We start from the raw sequence: 18,104 nt of genomic DNA on the forward strand, positions 1-18,104 counted from the left end.
AGGAGCGGCACTCGGAGCGCCGCCCCATAATTGGCAATGTTTGGAAGATCCCGGTTTTCAGAGATCCTGGGCCGTGATGAGCTTGATGTCCGTCTTGACCCAACCGGAGAACTTTTCGCCTGCCAGTTCCTTGAGGCCGTAATCAATGCCCATGGCCGCCATCTGTGCGCCGAACTGATCGACGGTTGCGAGCATCTTGCCGTCCTTGATCAAAGGCTGGACAGCAGGAATGTTGTCGAAGCCCACGACCTTGATCTGGCCCGATTTTCCGGCGGCATCCAGCGCCTTCACGACGCCGAGCGCCATGGAATCGTTGGCCGCCATAACACCTTGAATGTCCTGATACTGGGTCAGGAAATTGGTCATCAGCGTGTTGGCTTCTTCCGTTTCCCAATGGGCAGTCTTGGAATCGAGCAGTGTCAAACCGCCTTCGGCCACGGCATCGTCAAAGCCCTTCTTGCGTTCCTTGGCATTGTCTGCCTCAGGATTGCCTTCAAGGATAACCACCTTGCCGCCCTTGCCGAGTTCCTTGGCAAGCGCCATGCCGGCAAGCTTTGCGCCCTCGCGATTGTCCGGACCGAAAAAGGCAAGGTCGACACCCGCCTGCTTTTTCGCCTCTTCATCGAGCGCCACGTCAATATTGATGACTTTGATGCCGGCCTCCAGAGCCTTTTTAACCGGCGTCACCATGGCCTTGGAATCCGCCGGAGCCAGCACGATCACATTGAACTGCTGCGTGATAAAATTTTCCACAGCATCGACCTGTGCGGCAAAATCACGTTCGTCCTTCATGCCAACAGCGGCAAAGGAGAACTTGTCGGTGTTCTTGGCGGCGTAGTCCTCGGCACCTGCCTGCATCTGCTTGAAGAACTCGTTGGCGAGCGACTTCATGACCAGACCGACTTTGGGCTTGTCAGCTGCAAAAGATGGCAGGGACGGTAGAAGCAGAGCACCGGCGCCCAGTGCGCTCGATGTTATAAACTGGCGTCGTGAAATTGAAACCCGACCCAGCCCTGTAATAATTGAACTTTTAGTCATGAATTCCTCCCCTCACTTCAGTAAAATCTGCCGTGTTACTGTAGCGTAGTGCCGTCGATAGAATACTGTCAAGACGGCAAGATAAAGGGAGACATTCGCGATTTCCGTCCTGCATGACGGAAACCGCGTGGAACGAACCGGATCGCTATCCGATGGAACTGGAGTTCCAATCCTTATCCTACGAAGAGTCAGGCAAGACGCCCATATTGGCGCAGCACGGCACGAAGACGTTCGTGATCTATGGCCTGAACAAGCAGCCGGTCAAAGGGTGTTCCACCCATATCCTCAGCCGCGATCATCGCATTAACCACTGCCTCTTCCACACTATCGACCGCCGCCAGATAGACGGTATCAAGCGGCTCGTCATTCACCATCTCGACGTCCAGAAAGGGCGCGGAACGATGCTGCATAGGTCTCTGGTTGGCGGTGGAAAAAGCGATAAAAATATCGCCCGAATTGTTACCGCCCGGCGTTCCGTTACGGCCGATGCCGATGCTTGCACGACGCGCTAGGCGCTTCAGCTGGTGCGGCATCAGTGGCAGATCGGTCGCCAGCACGACGATGATCGAGCCGCGCTCCTGCAACTGGCTCTGCGGCGTGCCATCCCGCATATGCTGCCCCACCGGCACACCGGCAATGGTCAGCCAATCGCGCTGCCCGTGATTGGCCTGCACCAGAGCACCGATGGTGAAACTGCGACCGCCGAACTCCACGACGCGCGATGCCGTGCCTGTACCGCCCTTGAAGCCATAGGTGATCATACCGGTGCCGCCGCCGCAATTGCCTTCCTGCACCGGGCCGGATGCAACATTGTCGAGCGCCTTGCGCACATCCGCTTCCGTCACAGGAAAGCCGTTGATGTCGTTGAGTGCACCGTCATAAGTTTCTGCGACAACCGGCATGATCCAGAGGAAATCGTCGGTCTGGTAGGTCGAGGCATAGCGGTCAACCATCCAGCGCACTGTCGCATGATGTGCCATGCCGATACCGTGCGTGTTGGTGATAACGACAGGGCCCAGGAAGTAGCCGCCATCTTCGATCCAGTGCGTTCCGGTCATCTCACCATTGCCGTTGAAGCGATGGACGCCTGCATAAACCGGAACCGGGGTTTCAGACTGCTTATGCGGCAGAATGGCGGTCACGCCGCTACGCGCCGGACGCTTGCGGCCGGGGCGCGGCTCGTTCTCGATAATGGTCTGAAAGCCGACGCCAACGCCATCGACATCGGTGATCGCGTTGTACGGACCGGTCACACCAGTGAAAGGAAGCCCAAGATCGCGAGCGCGCGGTTTACGTGTAGGTGTTTGTGAAGTCATATTATTTCTGCCGAGAACGAAGATAGAGACCGAGCGAAGCCACAACGAATGAGAAGGTCAGCATCATCACGGCAATCGCATTGATTTCCGGTTTGATGCCGCGACGCAGCATGGCGAAGATGAACATCGGCAGGGTCGTAACATCAACGCCTGCGATAAAATAGGTGATGACGAGGTCATCCATGGAAATGATGAAGGCAAGTAACGCACCACCGAGAATGCCGGGCATGAGCTGGGGCATGACGACCTTGCGGAACGTGGTCCATTCATTGGCGCCAAGATCGGCCGATGCATATTCCAGCGTGCGGTCCATACTGGCCAGCCGGGCCGAAACAACAATGAAGACATAAGAGATCAGAAAAGTGCATTGGCCGGTAATAATCGTGGTCAGCCCCAGATGAATACCCGCGTTGACGAAGAAGATCAGGAGCGCAATGCCCAGCACGATATCCGGCATCAACATGGGCATGAAAAGCGTCACCTGATAGAACCGCTTTCCCAGAAAATTGTAGCGATGCATGGCCAGCGCCAGCGCAGTTCCGAGAACAGTCGATATCAGTGTCGTTGAAGTCGCAATCTTCAGGCTGTTGAACACGGCTGCCACAAGCTGATCCGTCGATTCAATATAGAGTGCGCTTTCCGAAACCACTGTCTTGAAGCCCAGAACCTGCGCATACCAGTCGGTCGTAAAGCCGCTCCACACCATCATGTTCACCGGATTGGCGTTGAACGAATAGACGATGATAAGTGCCAGCGGGATATAGATGAAGGCGAAGAACAACGCGACGTAGAGCAGCAATCCGCCATTGAAGAGAGACCGGGCGATTTTCATGGTTGCGTCTCCCTTACCGCTACAACGCTTCGGCGGCATTGCGCCGGTTTGTCAAAAGCACATAACCAAACAGCAGCAGCAACATGACGGCCATCACCATCATCGCGAGCGCCGACCCGAACGGCCAATTGCGCGCCGACAGGAACTGTCCTTCGATCAGATTGCCGAGCATCATCACCTTGGCTCCACCCAGCACTGCAGGCACAACAAAGTTTCCGAGCGCAGGAATGAAGACAATTACCGAACCCGCAGCAATGCCGGGCGTGGTCAGCGGCAGGACAATCCGGAAGAATGTCCGCACCGGGCCGGCTCCCAGATCAAGCGACGCCTGTACCAGACGCCAGTCCAGCTTTTCAATGCTTGCATAGATAGGCATGAACATGAACGGCAGGAACACATAGACCATGCCCAGCACGGTAGCGCCGTCGGTATAGATCATGTCGAGGGGACGCGAGATAATGCCGAGCGACATCAAGGTCTCGTTGAGCAACCCTGTCGGGCGCAGGATCATCACCCATACGAACAGCCGCACAATCAGGCTGGCGAAGAATGGCAAGGTAATGAGGAAGATGCAGAAGTTCTTCCACCTGTCGGGAAGCCTGCTGATATAAAAGGCGGCCGGATAAGCGACCAGCAAGGCGGCAATGACCGTCACGATGGCTATCCTCACCGAGCGGAAGAAAATCGCCAGATAGATCGGGTCGAATTCCTCGAATGCCGGATCCGCGAAACCAAGGATACGCCCGAAATTATGAGGATAGAACTCCCATTCGACGCCACCATAAAGACCAGGCGCGAGAAAACTCGTTACCACCATGATCGCGAGTGGAATGGCAAAGAAAACGATCAGGAACAGTGTCGCCGGTCCGAGAAGAACTGCCAGCTGAAGACGCCGCAAGCTCGCGAGGTTCATCACGCAGCCTCCCCTTCGCAAAGAAGATGGACCGTAGCCGGATCGTAATACCAGCGCGCGGCCTGCCCCGGCTGCAGATCATTGACCGAGTTTCGGTCCACCGCCGGAATCTGCGCCGTCAGCTTGCGCCCGGAAGCGAGGTGTCCGAGCAATTCGAAAGACGAACCGATAAAGGCAATCTGGTCGAGCGTGACATCAAGCGCCCCATGTCTTTCATTGCGCGCGATAAGCGAGAAGTTTTCTGGACGCAGAAGTGCGGTGCCCCTGCCTTTGGCTTTGCCTTCACCATCGTGCTGCAGAACCGTTCCATCCGGCAGCACAAAGCCGTTGGCGTCGACTTGTCCTTCCAGAAGATTGCTCGCACCGACGAAATTGGCGACGAAGGCATTGACCGGGCGATCATACACAACCCGCGGCGCGTCCAGTTGCTGGATGCGCCCATTCGAGAGCACCGCCACCCGATCCGACATTGTCAGCGCTTCCTGCTGGTCGTGCGTGACAAAGATGAAGGTAATGCCCAGCTCGTGCTGCAAGGTCTTCAGTTCGAACTGCATCGCCTCGCGCAGGTTCTTATCAAGTGCAGATAGCGGCTCATCGAGCAACAGCACCTTCGGGCGGGCCACGATGGCCCGGGCCAGAGCCACACGTTGCTGTTGGCCACCCGAGAGCTGTCGCGGCAGGCGGGCCTCCAAACCAGCCAGCCCCACCATCTGCAAAACAGCCCTGACACGCTCCGTGCGCTCCGCCTTGCCGACACCAGCGACTTCCAGAGCATATCCGGCGTTCTGCCCCACACTCATATGCGGAAACAACGCATAGTTCTGAAAGACCGTATTGACCGGGCGGCGATAAGGTGGACGGTCCGTCATGTCGACGCCGTCAATCTCGATCCGTCCGGCATCCAACGCAGCGAACCCGCTGATCGCCTGGAGCAAAGTCGTCTTGCCGCAGCCCGAAGGGCCCAGCAAAGTGATGAATTCATTACGGCCGATATCCAGATCGATACCGTCCAATGCCTTGACCTCGCCGCCCTCCGGACTCGCAAAGGTCTTGGCCGCGGAAACCAGCCGTACAATCGCATCCCGCATTTTCGTTCCCCGAAATGTTATTTAATTAACTCTTGCGTGATTTGGTTATGTTGATATCATTTTCCAGTACAAGTCAACGCCCCGAAGACCGTACTTTGCATCCCTGCCAAGGCAGAGAAATGAAAGCGGGCCGCGGGGAAAAATATGACAAGGGGAACTACAATGACGATCTTCAATGGTGCTGTTCCGCGCCTTGGATTGATTGCGCTCACCGTTCTGGGCATGTCTGCAGGCAATAGCTTCGCAGATGACTTGAACATCTATAACTGGGGCGAATACATCAATCCTGCGGTGCTTCAGAAATTCGAAGAAGAGACCAAGGTCAAGGTCAATCTATCGACCTACTCCTCCAATGAGGAAATGCTGGCCAAGATTCAGGGTGGTGCCAGCGGTTACGATATCGTGTTTCCGTCCGTGCATATGCAGGACATCATGGCCAAGCTCGATCTGCTTGCGAAAACCGATATCAATACATATGAGGGCTTCAAGAACATCGACCCGCGCTTTCTGCGCGCCAAAAGCGACCTCAACGGAGAATATTGCCTGCCTTACGCCTTCGGCACGGTGGGCATTCTCTATAACCGTCGCGTGCTCGGCAAGGACGTGACCGGCTGGAAGGATCTTCTTGCGACGGTCAAGGAAAAGGGTCTCAAGATCACGCTTCTCGATGACATGCGTGAAGTGCTGGGTGTTGGGCTTCTTCTCAACGGAAACTCCGTAAACTCCACCGACCCGAAGCAACTTCAGCAGGCCGCAGACACTGTCATCGAAATGAAGCCGTATGTGGCTGCTTTCACCTATGATTCCCGTCCCATGGTCGGCGCGGGCGACGTTGCCGCCGCGCATTATTTTATCGGCAGCATGGTGGATGTTTTAGGCAATCCGAAAGATTTGGGTTACGTCATTCCGGAAGAAGGTGCGACCATGTACCAAGAAGATATGTGCGTTCTCAAAACAGCCCCGAACAAGGACAATGCCATCAAGTTCATGCAGTTTTACACGCGCCCGGAAATCGCCGCGCTCAACGTAGCCCAACAGACCAACGGGACGCCCAATGTGCCGGCACGTCAGCTGACACCTGACAACATCAAGAACAGCACGGAAATCAATCCGACAGACGAAACGATGAAACGACTCCAGATCTTCGAGGATCTGGGTTCCGGCGTGCGCCAGCTCGACCGGGCATGGACAAAGGTAAAAACAGCGCAATAAGCTGTTGTGCTGGCTCCGGTCTTCATCATCAGGGTCGGAGCCAAAGCGGGAGGGGTAAGTTTGTCCAAAGAAATTCTCATACGTCTCCAAAGTGCGGAATTACGCAAATCCAAGGCCGACAAGCTGATCGCAAGCTATATCGAGCGTAATCTGGCAGAACTGCCATTCGAAACGGCAAAGTCCATCGCCGAGCGTCTTGGCATTTCCCAGATGACGGTCGGTCGCTATTTGCGACGGCTCGGTTTCGACGGGCTGGAGGAGTTAAAAACAGCGTTAAGGCGCGGTCGTTCCAACCCCGCATGGCAGGTCAAGGGGCCGGTTGCCCGGCTCCAGCAGGATTTTCGCGAAGGCAAGCTACTTGCCGGTCTGGTGCAACAGCAGATCGAAAATCTCGGCACCGTCTATGAACTGACTACCCGTCCTGAATGGCAGGAGACCATCGACGCACTGATCGGGGCAAGCGAGGTCTATGTTGCAGCCTATCAGAATGTGCGCGGCATAGCGCAATATTTTGCGTCACAGCTCTCCTATTCGCGTCCGGGAGTGTCCTTCATGGACGGGTTGAACGGCACCTATGCAGAAGTCCTGGATGGCTCCAGGGAAAACCGCGTTCTGTTTCTGCACGATGTCCGCCGTTTCGCGTCAAAAGCCCGCCCTCTAGCCATTGAAGCGCGCCGAATGGGCGTAAAAGTGATACTTTTTACCGATGAATTTTGCCCGTGGGCAAGCGAGGTGGCCGATATTGCGCTGATCGTACCCGGTTCTCACGGTCCACTTTGGGACGGCGCGGCAACGATGACTGCCATCATGGATCTCATGCTTTCGCATATCATCATACAGCTCGGTAGTCAGGTGGATGAAAGAGTGCAGAGTTTGACCCGTCTCCAGGATATTTTTGGCGATTTCGAGAGTTAAAGCATTTCCAGCAAACGTGCGGAGCGGTTTTGCATGAGGCAAATGCAATGAACCAAATACTTAGAGCGGTTTCAGCGACTCCGTTTTAACTGGGAGCGCTCTGGCGAAAAGCTACCCTTCAAAAGTCTGCAAAACTTGCAAAGACCAGTTTTGGAAACCAGTTCCGAGAAATGAAACTCCGATACCGCCTAATCGCATCGGAAGAGATGAGCATACGTGTCTTCATCGCTCCCACGTGAAGACATATTGACATCGCACGGCCCATCTCTTAATTGTTCAACAATATTATTGAACAAAAAAGGGAACGATATGCCTGCTCCAACAATCTCAAAACGCGTGACTGAACTGAAATCAGCCTTGCTCGCTGCCACATTTGCCGTCGTTGCGTTGGCCCCGCATGAGGCCGCAGCCGCGCCTCAGACCGTCAAGGAAAACACACTGTCGGTCGGATCTGACCTGACCTATCCTCCCTTCGTCTACATGAAGGACGGCAAGCCGGCAGGTTTCGATGTCGAGCTGATGGAAGGGGTGGCAAAGCAGCTTGGGCTTGCTGCAGAGTTCAAGGACACGCGCTTCACCAGCCTCATCACTGGTGCACGCGCCAACCATTTCGATGTCATTGCATCGGCGCTTTACGTCACGCCTGAGCGGCAGAAGATTCTCAATTTCATCCCGTACATCAAGGCTGGCTCGTCCCTGCTCGTGCTGAAGGACGCCAAGTTCCGCCCGGCGAATGAAAAGGAGCTGTGTGGCAAGATCATCGGATCGATGCAAGGAGCGTCCTGGCTCCCGAAGCTGAAGGCACTGTCGGAAGATTATTGCGCCAAGAACAATCTCGGCGCCATCGAGACACGCGAATTCGACACAGATGCACAGGTCACGCAGGCATTGCGCAGCGGCTCGGTCGACGTGGAATTCATGGATAATGTCGTTGCTGCCGAATTGCTGAAGAAGTTCCCCGACGATTATGCCGTTACATCCAGTGCGCTCATCTATCCGATCATGGTGGGTATCGCCACCACCCCGCAGAACAAAGAGCTTTTCAATGCCATGAACGATGCTTTCGCCCAGATGCGAAAGGATGGTTCCTATGACACGCTCGTCAAAACCTATGGCATGGAGCCTGTCACCGACGATGAAATCAACGCGGTCGTTTCCACGGCTCAATAAACCGGAAGCGGGGCGGACTGGCCCCATTTCCCTCTGCATGGCCGAAACGGGAGGCTTCGCTTGAACTACGATTGGCATTACGCGCTCGGTCTGCTTGCAGACCGGGATTTCTGGGAGGCGAGCTGGGTTGTGATCAAGCTCAGCCTGTTGAGCTGGCTTCTGGCGGCGATTGCGGGCTTCGGTCTGGCACTGGCAAGGCAATCATCATGGTCGGTGATCAACGGTCCCGCGCGGGCCTATATCTGGTTCTTCCGAAGCCTTCCGCTTCTGGTACTGCTGATTTTCATCTACAGCCTGCCGCAGGTCTTTCCGGTCCTTCGCACGCTCCTGTCGAATGCTTTCGCGGCTGGCCTGATCGCGCTTGTCATCAGTGAAACCGCTTATATGGCAGAAATCCATCGGGGTGGTTTGCTCGCCATTCATAAAGGCCAGATCGAGGCGGGGCGTGCATTGGGTCTGAGCTTCCTCGGTATCCAGCGCTTGATCGTCGTTCCACAGGCAATCCGGGTTTCATTACCCGCAATGTCGAATGAACTCGTCACCATCGTCAAGCTTACCTCTTTGGTTTCCGTTATTTCGCTTGCCGAAATCCTGCTTGTCGGCCAGCGGCTCTATACACAGAATTTTCTGGTGCTTGAGACGCTCACCGTCGTCGCCTTCTTCTACGTCCTCATCGTCACGCTGTTTGATCGCGGTCTTTCAATGCTGGAACGCCGCTCGGATGTGATACGGCGCGGTCAGAAGGCACGCACCTTGTCGCCACAGGAGGTTGCGGCAAAACTGTCCGGCACTGAAGCTCCCGTCGATCGCGCGCAAGGCAAATCCCAGCAAGCCGACACCATTGCCCTGGAAGTAACTGAACTTCGCAAGGCCTATGGTTCGCATGAAGTGTTGAAGGGCGTCAGCCTGACGGTGAAATCCGGTGAGGTCATTTCCATCATCGGTCGTTCGGGCTCGGGCAAGACGACCTTCATTCGCCTGCTCAACGGACTGGAACGTCTCGATGCCGGTGAAGTAAAACTGCACGGCTCGCCGTTCATCTCGGCCGAATTGACGCAATCGGGCAAGCATGTCTTCCGGGAAGACGTTTCCCTGATCCGCGATGTCGGCATGGTGTTCCAGAGCTTCAATCTTTTCAATCACAAGACTGTGCTTGAAAACATGCTCCTCGCGCCTCTGTACCACAAGATCGGTGCGCGAGCCGACCTTGAGCGGCAAACCTTTCATTATCTGAACAAGGTGGGCATGGCCGCCCATGCGGAAAAATATCCGCACCAGCTTTCGGGCGGTCAGCAGCAGCGCGTTGCAATCGCTCGCGCCCTGATGATGTCGCCAAGCATCATTCTGTTCGATGAACCCACTTCGGCACTCGACCCGGAAACCGTCGAGGAAGTGCTGGGCGTTATCCGCTCGCTCGCAAGCGAAGGCGTTACGATGGTCATCGTAACCCACGAAATGAACTTCGCTTTCGAAGTCTCCGACAGAATTCTCTTTATGGACGCGGGCAAGGTCGTCTGCGACGATACGCCGGATAAACTCAAATCCGGTATCTATCCGCAGCTGAAACCTTTCCTGAAGAATATGACGGTCTGACACATGAACCAGCCTGCCACCCTTCGTGATCCCGCATTCATTCGCGTCGCCAATGCCATACGCGACGACATTCTCAAAGGCCGCCTGTTGAGCGGCACGAGCCTGATCGAGGCCGAACTGATCAATGTCTACGATGTATCGCGCAACACCCTGCGCGAAGCCATGCAGCTTCTGCGCCAGCAGGGACTGGTCTCGCAGGAGCCGAACAAGAGCGTCCGCGTGAAAAGGCTAACGGAAACGGACATTCGCGACATCTTCGTGGTGCGCCGGGTCGTTGAGCTCGGCGCCCTCCGTGGGCGAAACTCGGTTCCCGCCGACTGGCTGGAAAGGCTCAACGAGGTGATCCGCAATGAAAGTGAAGCGACCGCCCGCGCGGACTGGACGGCGGTGGCCCGCCAGAGCCTTCTCTTTCACCAGGAAATCGTATCGCTGCATGGTAGTCCTATCTTCGATCAGATGTTCTCCCTGCTCGTGACCCAGCTGCGTCTGGTTTTCGTCACCGGCAACGAACAGGCTTTCCATGAACCTTGGTTGAAAAGAGAAGCCGAAATCTGCCGCCTCATCGCAGCGGGTGACTGCGAAGCCGCCGCCGATCAGCTTGAGAACTATCTGGCGGATTCAGAGAAAATGCTGACGGCATTGGTCCGGAACTGATCGCAGCCTATTGCGATAGAGCGCGTTTTGCTTCGATTGAAGCAGATCGGCGCTCTAACCTCTTATATTTCAAGCATAATCTTATCGATCCTCGTTTCACTTCGGTCGGATTATGCTCTAACGGGACATGCTTTATGAAACACGATCCGCAAGACAAATCCGCATTGGGATCTGCCATGGCTTGCAACCGGGTTGAAAAGCTCGACCTGGCGCTGGCCGACTATGCGGCGCGTGACTGGAATGCGCGAGAGGTTTTTCTCAACCGGCGGTTCGAGGCGGCCCGCACCGAGCTCGGCCATTGGCAAGCGCTCAGTGAAACCAATCGTGAACTCCCGCCGCTTGCAGGACTGACGATGACGGTCAAGGCCTGCTTCGACACTGAAGGCTGGGTGACCAGCTGTGGTTCGAAAGCATTACAAGAGGCAGCTCCTGCAAGTGCAAGCGCCGCTCTGGTGCGCAGGCTTCGCATGGGTGGCGCAACACTGCTCGCGCAGACAAACATGACCGAATTTGCTTATGGCGCGCTCGGGGTCAACACACATTTCGGCACGCCACGCACGCCGCTCGACCCTGCCGGAGAGGCGATCGCTGGCGGCTCTAGTTCTGGTGCAGCGGTGGCCGTCGCGCGCGGATATAGCGATTTCGCCATCTGCTCCGATACCAGCGGTTCAGCGCGCATTCCAGCGGCTTTCTGTGGCGTCGTGGGCTTCAAACCAAGCCGCGGACGCTACGAAACCGATGGAATGCACTGGTTGTCGACCAGCTTTGACGTGCCGGGGATCATCAGCACTTCGGTCGCCCATTGTCGCCTGATCGATGATGTTGCCACCGGCATCCCGGCAAGGAAACCGCGGCGCTCAAAGCAGATAAGACTGGCAGTTCCCCGCCTGCTTTCGGAAACCGCTCTCGACAATACCGTTGAAGATCTTTTCGGGGCTTGCCGGTCCGCTCTGGAAGCAGCAGGAATTGTCGTCCAGGATATCGAACTTCCAAGCCTGATCGAGAGTGCCAGGATTGCCGTCGATGGCGGGATAATCGGTGCCGAGGCTTACGCGCTTCATCGCGAGCGGCTCGCCGTCGATTTCGATAGTTACGATCCCTTGGTCAGAACGCGCATTCAAAAAGGTCGGGAAAATCCCGCCTATCTCTATGTGAATGCATTGAACGCCCTTGCTGCCTGCCGTGAGCAGTTCGACGCGGAAATCGAGGGTTTTGACGGCTTCATTCTGCCGACCGTTCCTATGCTGCCGCCCGCTTTGGCCGCGCTTGCAGACGAGGAAACCTATCTGGCGCTCAACCGGGGTGCATTCTCGCTGACAGAATTCGCCAATCGTCTTGATCTGCCCAGCATCTCGCTGCCGATGGGCAAGCACCCCGCCGGTCTCATGCTGACCGGACTGCGCGGCGAGGACGAGGCGCTACTGGCCGTCGTAGAAGTACTCGAGCCGCTGGCCGCCAAGTTTTAACAGCCTTTTCTGACACTGAAATGAGGAGAATACTATGATTGTCGTGACATCCGATGAAATCGCAGGCACCGCACGCGATGCTTCCGGACCCGGTTGGGAAAGCCGCCGCATGATCGTGCGTGACGACGGCATGGGCCATTCGGTCCACGAAACCCGCGTCAAGGAAGGCGCTGAACTGCACCTGCACTACAAGAACCACTTCGAAACCAATTATTGCTTTTCCGGTGAAGGCGAAGTCGAACACAAGTTGAGCGGCGAAGTGTTTCCGATCCGCCCCGGCACCATCTATGCGCTGAACGAAAACGACCCGCATATCCTGCGCGCGACCAAGGGCGACCTTGTGCTGGTCTGTGTTTTCACGCCACCGCTGGCTGGCAATGAAGTGCACCGCGAAGATGGCAGCTACGCTCCCGCCGACTGAAGTATAGAGTTTCGGCAATTGAAAGAAAACGCCGCGATTGATCGCGGCGTTTTTGTTGATCTGCTGTTGGTTCAGAAACCGTGTGTGCGATCATATCCGTTGAGAGCAGGCGGCGCCCAGCCTTCCGGCAGACGTTCTGGCTTGTAAATCTCTACCACCATCGGATGGCAGGCGGCAGTATCGGAAGAATGTTCTGCCGAACAGTCACCCCCGGGACAGGCCGACAGACAGCCAAGAAGATTGATCTCGGCAAAGAATTCCAGATAGTCGCCCGGTCGAACAGGGCTTGCCTTCATGAAATATTGCCCAGTATCCCGGGTGAAGCCCGTGCACATGAACACGTTGAGCACGTCGTGAATATAGGTTTCGGCCTCGTGCAGCGGCTTGCCCGTCTGCTTCGCAAAAGCGCGCGTGAGGTTGGAATGGCAGCAGTGATGGTACTGCCCGCCATGACTCAGAAGATTATTGGTATAAGGATCGCAGCGCGTGCCGATCACGTCATGCACCGCGCCGCCAAATTCGTCGAAACCATACCAGTCCAGACTGTCGTGAGTGATGGTGGCCATCGGACGCAAGTAAGGAAAACTGGAGAACAGCTGGTCTCCCAGCCCCACATGAGTTCCGTTAAGCGCGCGCGTCTTGCCGCTATAGAATTTCTCGTTGAGGTCGTCCGCATTGAACAGGTTGAGATCACCGACCTGCGGTCCCTCGCTGCATACGATACGGCAGAAATGCCCGGCCGGAACGGGCCAGCACTCTGCATCCCTCGGCTGCACGGTGATGCGCTCGACAAGAACAAGTTTGTCGCGAAGGGCGCGATAGGCATCGAGATCAGGTCGTCGCAGCGTATCGACCGGATAACAGATCACTGGTTTGACGGCCATGCGAACAGCAGCATCGGCAGGCCGCGGCGTGATCGAATTTATCTTCATGAAGCGCTCTGTCGTTCTCTTGCGTTTGGATCGCCACGATACGCCACCGCGCATTCCATGACGGACAAGTTCTAACATGGAATATATCGTTCAACAATATTGATGAATGATCATAGGCACTGCCATACTTTATGTCAGCCTTGTTTGAAGAGCTTCAAAGCGACGGGCGAACAGCGACGGAACAATACATCTGTGATGCGTAATAGAACGCCGATCTGATTGAATCAGATCGGCGTTCTAACTGTTTGTTTTGGCGCAGATCTTGTTCACAAGAAATGCCTCTCACTTCTCAGCATTTCCCCTAGTGAGCTATCATGACATGACGCACGGCGGTGTAATCTTCCAGCGCGTAAATCGACATGTCCTTGCCGTAGCCCGACTGTTTCAGGCCGCCATGCGGCATCTCGTTTGTCAGCATGAAGTGGGTGTTGATCCATGTGCAGCCATATTGCAGGCGGGCTGCGGCCTGCATGCCCTTGCTGACATCCTTGGTCCAGACCGACGAGGCCAGCCCGTAGTCACTGTCGTTCGCCCATCGCACGGCTTCCTCGACTTCGCTGAAGCGTGTGACCGATACAACCGGACCGAAGACTTCGCGTCGCACGATTTCATCTTCCTGCAATGCACCTGCAATGACGGTCGGTTCGAAGAAAAAGCCATTGGCACCGGACGTATTACCACCCGCGGTCACCTCGATATGCTTGTGCTCGCGAGCGCGAGCCACAAAACTTTCGACACGGTCGCGCTGTCGGCGGGAAATGAGCGGTCCGATCTCGTTCTGGCTGTCGTCGTCCAGATTGTAGCGAATACTCGAAACAGCAGATGACAGGTCCGCGACGAAACGGTCGTAAATGCGTGCATCTGCATAGATGCGGCAGGCAGCGGTGCAGTCCTGTCCGGCATTGTAATAGCCGAAGGTGCGGATACCGTTGACCACGGCTTCGATGTCCGCATCATCGAAGACAATGACGGGCGCTTTGCCGCCAAGCTCCAGATGAGTGCGCTTCACGGTCTTGGCCGCGGCCTGCAAGACCTTCTTGCCGGTCGCGACATCACCGGTGATTGACACCATGTCGATCCGCGGATGGTTGATCAGCGCGTTGCCGACGGTTTCACCTCGCCCCAGAACGACATTGACGACGCCCTCCGGCAGAATATCCGCCAGCAGATTGGCCATTTTCAGCGCGGTAAGCGGAGTCTGTTCGGACGGTTTGAAAACCACCGTATTGCCGCCCGCAATGGCTGGCGCCAGTTTCCATGCCATCATCATCAAAGGATAATTCCAAGGAGCGATGGAGCCGACAATGCCAACCGGATCACGACGGATCATCGATGTGTGGTTCGGGATGTATTCGGCGGCAAGCGGTCCATGAAGATTACGCACTGCACCCGCAAAGAAGCGATAACAATCCACGATGGCCGGAATCTCGTCATTGATGACAGCATTGATCGGCTTGCCGCAATTGAGCGCTTCCAGCGTGGCGAACCCTTCAGCGTCCCGCTCAATCGCATCGGCGATTTTGAGGAGATAATTGGAACGTTCGGCGGGTGTGGTGCGTGACCAGGTCTTGAATGCCTCGTCTGCTGCGGCGACTGCAGCGTCGATCTGTCCTAGCGATGCCTCGGGCAGCTTGAGAACGGTCTCCCCGGTCTTGGGATTGAGGACGTTTTCTTCCGTCTCCGTACCCGCTTCAAAGCGCGAGCCAATCAACATTTCGGTGTTCATGTCGTTCTCCCTTGTGTCATTTCCCGTGACCGGCGACCTGATCGCCATCGCGGGTGAGATAGTAGGCTGCGAGGATGGGCAGGAAGGTCACCAGAACCACCACCATGGCCACCACATTGGTGACGGGGCGCTGACGCGGCCGAATGAGTTCCTGAAGCATCCAGATCGGCAGGGTCATCTGCTGGCCGCCAGTAAATGTGGTGACGATCACCTCATCGAAGGACAGTGCGAAGGCGAGCATGCCGCCTGCGAGCAAAGCCGTTCCGATATTCGGCAGGATCACATAGCGGAATGTCTGGAATCCGTTGGCACCAAGATCCATCGAGGCCTCAATCAGCGAACCGGAGGTGCGCCGAAAGCGGGCCACAGCGTTGTTGTAGACGACCACCACGCAGAAGGTCGCGTGACCAAGCACGATGGTCCACATCGAAAACGGAATGTCGAACAGCGAGAAGGCCGAGCGCAACGCGATGCCGGTTACAACGCCGGGCAAAGCTATGGGCAGGATGACCAGCAGCGAAATGCTTTCGCGTCCGAAGAAATGCGTTCGGCTGACAGCGGCGGCGCACAACGTTCCAAGCACGAGCGCAATCAGGGTCGCAATCGTCGCCACCTGCACGGAGAGCGCCAGCGACGACCAAACATCGGCGCGATTCCAGGTGACTTCGAACCATTGCAGCGTGAAGCCCGGCGGCGGCCATTGATAGCTCTTCTCTTCCGTCGTGAAGGCATAGACGAAGATGAGCAGGATCGGCAGATGCAGGAAGGCGAGACCCAGTCCGGCAGCAAGCTTCAATCCGAAGGAAGCGCGGTTGTTACGATCAGAGCGCATCGAAAGCCCCCTGTTTCTTGGCGATCCACAAATAAATGGCCATGATGACGATCGGCACGACGGAGAAGGCAGCCGCCAGCGGCACATTGCCTGCCGTTCCCTGCTGGGTATAGACGGCCTGCCCGATGAACAGGCGCGACGAGCCGATGATCTGCGGAATGATGTAATCGCCAAGTGTCAGCGAAAAAGTGAAGATCGATCCCGCAATGATGCCCGGCATGGCAAGCGGCATAAGCACGGTTCGGAAAGTCTGCGCCGGCGTTGCGCCGAGATCGGACGACGCCTCGACCAGATTGCCGGGCACACGCTCAAGTGCTGCCTGCGTCGGCAGGATCATATAGGGCAGCCAGATATAGACGAAGACGATGAACGTGCCGAGATAGCTGACCGACAGCGAATTGCCGCCGATGACGGGTAAGGACAGGATGCCGTCAAGCAGCCAGGACAGGTGCAGTTTTGCAAATATCCAGGTCAGGATGCCTTCCTTGGCGAGGATCAGTTTCCACGCATAGACCTTGACCAGATAGCTCGACCAGAGCGGCAGCATGATGCGAGATAGAACAGCGCTTTCCAGCGCCCACGTGCGTAGCGGGCGGCATAATAGGCGATGGGAAAGGCGATGAAGGCCGATGCGACCGTGACCAGCGCAGCCATCGAGACGGTGCGTATGATGATGTCGAGATTGGCCGAGTTGAAGAGCTGCGCATAGGTGGCAAGCGTGAAATTATAGTCGATCAGACCGGAGAAATCATCGACCGAAAAGAAACTCTGCAACAGAAGTGCGATCAGCGAGCCGATATAGATGATGCCCAGCCACAGCAGTGGCGGCGTAATCATGAGAAACAGCAGCAATCCCGGACGACGCCAGAACAGGTCGGAGAGGCGACCGAGCATTCCGCCGCGCTGCGGCAAGATGGAAGCCGCCGGATTGGTCCCGGAGTTCGCGAGTGTGGAAGCCTGCACGCCGGTCATGCTGCTTGATCCATGTAATGAACGTCACCCGGATTCCAGACAATACGGATATCCGATCCGGTCTCGGGAACGGTTGCACCAGCAGGCAGCATGACATGCAGTCTGGCGCCTTCAGCTTCAACACCGAGACGTGTAGATGACCCAAGGAAGCTGGCGGTTTCGATCCGCGCCGCGACCCCGACCTTATCACTCTTGTCTGCAAGGCGAATGGATTCCGGGCGGAGGCTTGCCCAACGTCGTTCGCCGCCGAATGCAGCCATAACCTCCGGCGCGACGACATTGGAAGAGCCGACAAAATCGGCAACAAACCGGGTTTGCGGGCGGTTATATATTTCCTGTGGCGTTCCGGCCTGAACGATACGACCATTGTTGAAGACAGCGATACGGTCCGCCATGGACAGCGCTTCGCCCTGATCATGGGTCACGAAGACAAAGGTGATGCCGAGCGCCTTTTGCAGGCTCTTCAGCTCTTCCTGCATCTGCTCGCGCAGTTTGAGGTCGAGAGCACCGAGCGGCTCATCGAGAAGCAGCACTTTGGGCTTATTGACGAGGGCGCGAGCCAGCGCGACGCGCTGTCGCTGTCCGCCGGAAAGCTGGCTCGGCTTGCGTGCGCCATAACCGGGCAGCTTGACCAGTTCCAGCATGTCCTCGGCGGCACGGTGTCGTTCAGCCTTTCCGGCGCCGCGCACCATCAGCCCATAGGCCACATTGTCCAGAATGCTGAGATGCGGAAACAGCGCATAATCCTGAAAGACCGTGTTGACGTTGCGCCGGTAGGGCGGCACGCCGCCCGCACTTTCGCCAAAGATTTCGATTGTGCCGTCAGTCGGCTGCTCGAAGCCTGCAATCAGCCGCAGACAGGTTGTCTTGCCGGAACCGGAAGGGCCGAGCATGGCAAAGAATTCACCGGACGCGATGGTCAAATTGACATGATCGACGGCACGGACTTCGCCGAAGTAACGGCTCACATTTTCGAAACGAACTGCTGCTGTCATGGTTCTATCCATCATGGAGCGCCAGCCTC

16 protein-coding genes and 1 pseudogene are annotated in these 18,104 nt (G+C 56.4%); 7 read left to right on the forward strand and 10 right to left on the reverse strand.

Annotated elements, in window-relative coordinates:
• Window positions 1–57: 57 nt before the first annotated feature.
• The 5 genes from LJ361_RS10915 to LJ361_RS10935 all read right to left on the reverse strand — a co-directional run bounded on the left by LJ361_RS10915 (window position 58) and on the right by LJ361_RS10935 (window position 5,187).
• Entirely contained in the window at window positions 58–1,038 is a 981-nt protein-coding gene (locus tag LJ361_RS10915; protein WP_010660486.1) for a sugar ABC transporter substrate-binding protein, read from the reverse strand.
• Between the two features lie 188 nt (window positions 1,039–1,226).
• Window positions 1,227–2,354: a P1 family peptidase gene (locus LJ361_RS10920; RefSeq protein WP_010660487.1), complete on the reverse strand. Its 1,128-nt coding sequence runs from the start codon at window positions 2,352–2,354 to the stop codon at window positions 1,227–1,229.
• A 1-nt stretch (window position 2,355) separates the two neighbouring features.
• On the reverse strand, window positions 2,356–3,186 hold the full coding sequence (locus tag LJ361_RS10925; RefSeq protein ID WP_264813517.1) for an ABC transporter permease: 831 nt from the start codon (window positions 3,184–3,186) through the stop codon (window positions 2,356–2,358).
• A gap of 19 nt (window positions 3,187–3,205) precedes the next feature.
• A complete protein-coding gene (locus LJ361_RS10930; RefSeq protein WP_264813519.1) occupies window positions 3,206–4,099 on the reverse strand; it encodes an ABC transporter permease in 894 nt (297 codons plus the stop codon).
• Window positions 4,099–5,187: an ABC transporter ATP-binding protein gene (locus tag LJ361_RS10935; RefSeq protein ID WP_010660490.1), complete on the reverse strand. Its 1,089-nt coding sequence runs from the start codon at window positions 5,185–5,187 to the stop codon at window positions 4,099–4,101. Before LJ361_RS10935 ends, LJ361_RS10930 begins: the two co-directional genes overlap by 1 nt.
• A gap of 162 nt (window positions 5,188–5,349) precedes the next feature.
• Here LJ361_RS10935 and LJ361_RS10940 point away from each other — a divergent pair, with 162 nt between their 5' ends.
• The 7 genes from LJ361_RS10940 to LJ361_RS10970 all read left to right on the forward strand — a co-directional run bounded on the left by LJ361_RS10940 (window position 5,350) and on the right by LJ361_RS10970 (window position 12,618).
• Window positions 5,350–6,399 (forward strand): spermidine/putrescine ABC transporter substrate-binding protein, encoded by a 1,050-nt coding sequence (locus LJ361_RS10940; RefSeq protein ID WP_010660491.1) that lies wholly within the window; start codon window positions 5,350–5,352, stop codon window positions 6,397–6,399.
• 60 nt (window positions 6,400–6,459) lie between these two features.
• On the forward strand, window positions 6,460–7,314 hold the full coding sequence (locus tag LJ361_RS10945; RefSeq protein WP_010660492.1) for a MurR/RpiR family transcriptional regulator: 855 nt from the start codon (window positions 6,460–6,462) through the stop codon (window positions 7,312–7,314).
• A 309-nt stretch (window positions 7,315–7,623) separates the two neighbouring features.
• Window positions 7,624–8,484, forward strand: a complete 861-nt coding sequence (locus LJ361_RS10950) for an ABC transporter substrate-binding protein (RefSeq protein WP_264813521.1) — start codon at window positions 7,624–7,626, stop codon at window positions 8,482–8,484.
• 60 nt (window positions 8,485–8,544) lie between these two features.
• Complete coding sequence (locus LJ361_RS10955; protein WP_264813523.1) at window positions 8,545–10,077, forward strand: amino acid ABC transporter permease/ATP-binding protein; 1,533 nt, start codon at window positions 8,545–8,547, stop codon at window positions 10,075–10,077.
• 3 nt (window positions 10,078–10,080) lie between these two features.
• Window positions 10,081–10,731, forward strand: a complete 651-nt coding sequence (locus LJ361_RS10960; protein ID WP_011982550.1) for a GntR family transcriptional regulator — start codon at window positions 10,081–10,083, stop codon at window positions 10,729–10,731.
• 134 nt (window positions 10,732–10,865) lie between these two features.
• Window positions 10,866–12,197, forward strand: coding sequence for an amidase (locus LJ361_RS10965; RefSeq protein WP_264813526.1), 1,332 nt, complete (start codon window positions 10,866–10,868; stop codon window positions 12,195–12,197).
• Between the two features lie 34 nt (window positions 12,198–12,231).
• Window positions 12,232–12,618, forward strand: a complete 387-nt coding sequence (locus LJ361_RS10970) for an ectoine synthase (RefSeq protein WP_010660497.1) — start codon at window positions 12,232–12,234, stop codon at window positions 12,616–12,618.
• A gap of 71 nt (window positions 12,619–12,689) precedes the next feature.
• On the opposite strand, the gene LJ361_RS10975 is transcribed toward LJ361_RS10970, so the two are convergent.
• The 5 genes and pseudogenes from LJ361_RS10975 to LJ361_RS10995 all read right to left on the reverse strand — a co-directional run bounded on the left by LJ361_RS10975 (window position 12,690) and on the right by LJ361_RS10995 (window position 18,075).
• Window positions 12,690–13,550, reverse strand: coding sequence for an urea carboxylase-associated family protein (locus LJ361_RS10975; RefSeq protein WP_264813529.1), 861 nt, complete (start codon window positions 13,548–13,550; stop codon window positions 12,690–12,692).
• 301 nt (window positions 13,551–13,851) lie between these two features.
• Window positions 13,852–15,276 (reverse strand): gamma-aminobutyraldehyde dehydrogenase, encoded by a 1,425-nt coding sequence (locus LJ361_RS10980; protein ID WP_264813531.1) that lies wholly within the window; start codon window positions 15,274–15,276, stop codon window positions 13,852–13,854.
• A 16-nt stretch (window positions 15,277–15,292) separates the two neighbouring features.
• Window positions 15,293–16,108: an ABC transporter permease gene (locus tag LJ361_RS10985; protein WP_010660500.1), complete on the reverse strand. Its 816-nt coding sequence runs from the start codon at window positions 16,106–16,108 to the stop codon at window positions 15,293–15,295.
• Window positions 16,098–17,080 (reverse strand): annotated as a pseudogene (locus LJ361_RS10990) (ABC transporter permease). Before LJ361_RS10990 ends, LJ361_RS10985 begins: the two are co-directional and overlap by 11 nt.
• Entirely contained in the window at window positions 17,077–18,075 is a 999-nt protein-coding gene (locus LJ361_RS10995) for an ABC transporter ATP-binding protein (protein ID WP_264813533.1), read from the reverse strand. The pseudogene LJ361_RS10990 and the gene LJ361_RS10995 overlap by 4 nt, the downstream one beginning before the upstream one ends.
• Between the last annotated feature and the right edge of the window lie 29 nt (window positions 18,076–18,104).

The sequence above is a fragment of the Brucella sp. JSBI001 genome (assembly GCF_026014005.1).
Classification (GTDB): Bacteria; Pseudomonadota; Alphaproteobacteria; order Rhizobiales; family Rhizobiaceae; genus Brucella; species Brucella anthropi.

Bases quoted from the DNA above. Each gene is read 5' to 3' on its own strand.
- LJ361_RS10915 (WP_010660486.1), bottom strand. From the start codon at position 1,038: ATGACTAAAAGTTCAATTATTACAGGGCTGGGTCGGGTTTCAATTTCA.
- LJ361_RS10920 (WP_010660487.1), bottom strand. From the start codon at position 2,354: ATGACTTCACAAACACCTACACGTAAACCGCGCGCTCGCGATCTTGGG.
- LJ361_RS10925 (WP_264813517.1), bottom strand. From the start codon at position 3,186: ATGAAAATCGCCCGGTCTCTCTTCAATGGCGGATTGCTGCTCTACGTC.
- LJ361_RS10930 (WP_264813519.1), bottom strand. From the start codon at position 4,099: ATGAACCTCGCGAGCTTGCGGCGTCTTCAGCTGGCAGTTCTTCTCGGA.
- LJ361_RS10935 (WP_010660490.1), bottom strand. From the start codon at position 5,187: ATGCGGGATGCGATTGTACGGCTGGTTTCCGCGGCCAAGACCTTTGCG.
- LJ361_RS10940 (WP_010660491.1), top strand. From the start codon at position 5,350: ATGACGATCTTCAATGGTGCTGTTCCGCGCCTTGGATTGATTGCGCTC.
- LJ361_RS10950 (WP_264813521.1), top strand. From the start codon at position 7,624: ATGCCTGCTCCAACAATCTCAAAACGCGTGACTGAACTGAAATCAGCC.
- LJ361_RS10960 (WP_011982550.1), top strand. From the start codon at position 10,081: ATGAACCAGCCTGCCACCCTTCGTGATCCCGCATTCATTCGCGTCGCC.
- LJ361_RS10965 (WP_264813526.1), top strand. From the start codon at position 10,866: ATGAAACACGATCCGCAAGACAAATCCGCATTGGGATCTGCCATGGCT.
- LJ361_RS10970 (WP_010660497.1), top strand. From the start codon at position 12,232: ATGATTGTCGTGACATCCGATGAAATCGCAGGCACCGCACGCGATGCT.
- LJ361_RS10975 (WP_264813529.1), bottom strand. From the start codon at position 13,550: ATGAAGATAAATTCGATCACGCCGCGGCCTGCCGATGCTGCTGTTCGC.
- LJ361_RS10980 (WP_264813531.1), bottom strand. From the start codon at position 15,276: ATGAACACCGAAATGTTGATTGGCTCGCGCTTTGAAGCGGGTACGGAG.
- LJ361_RS10985 (WP_010660500.1), bottom strand. From the start codon at position 16,108: ATGCGCTCTGATCGTAACAACCGCGCTTCCTTCGGATTGAAGCTTGCT.
- LJ361_RS10995 (WP_264813533.1), bottom strand. From the start codon at position 18,075: ATGACAGCAGCAGTTCGTTTCGAAAATGTGAGCCGTTACTTCGGCGAA.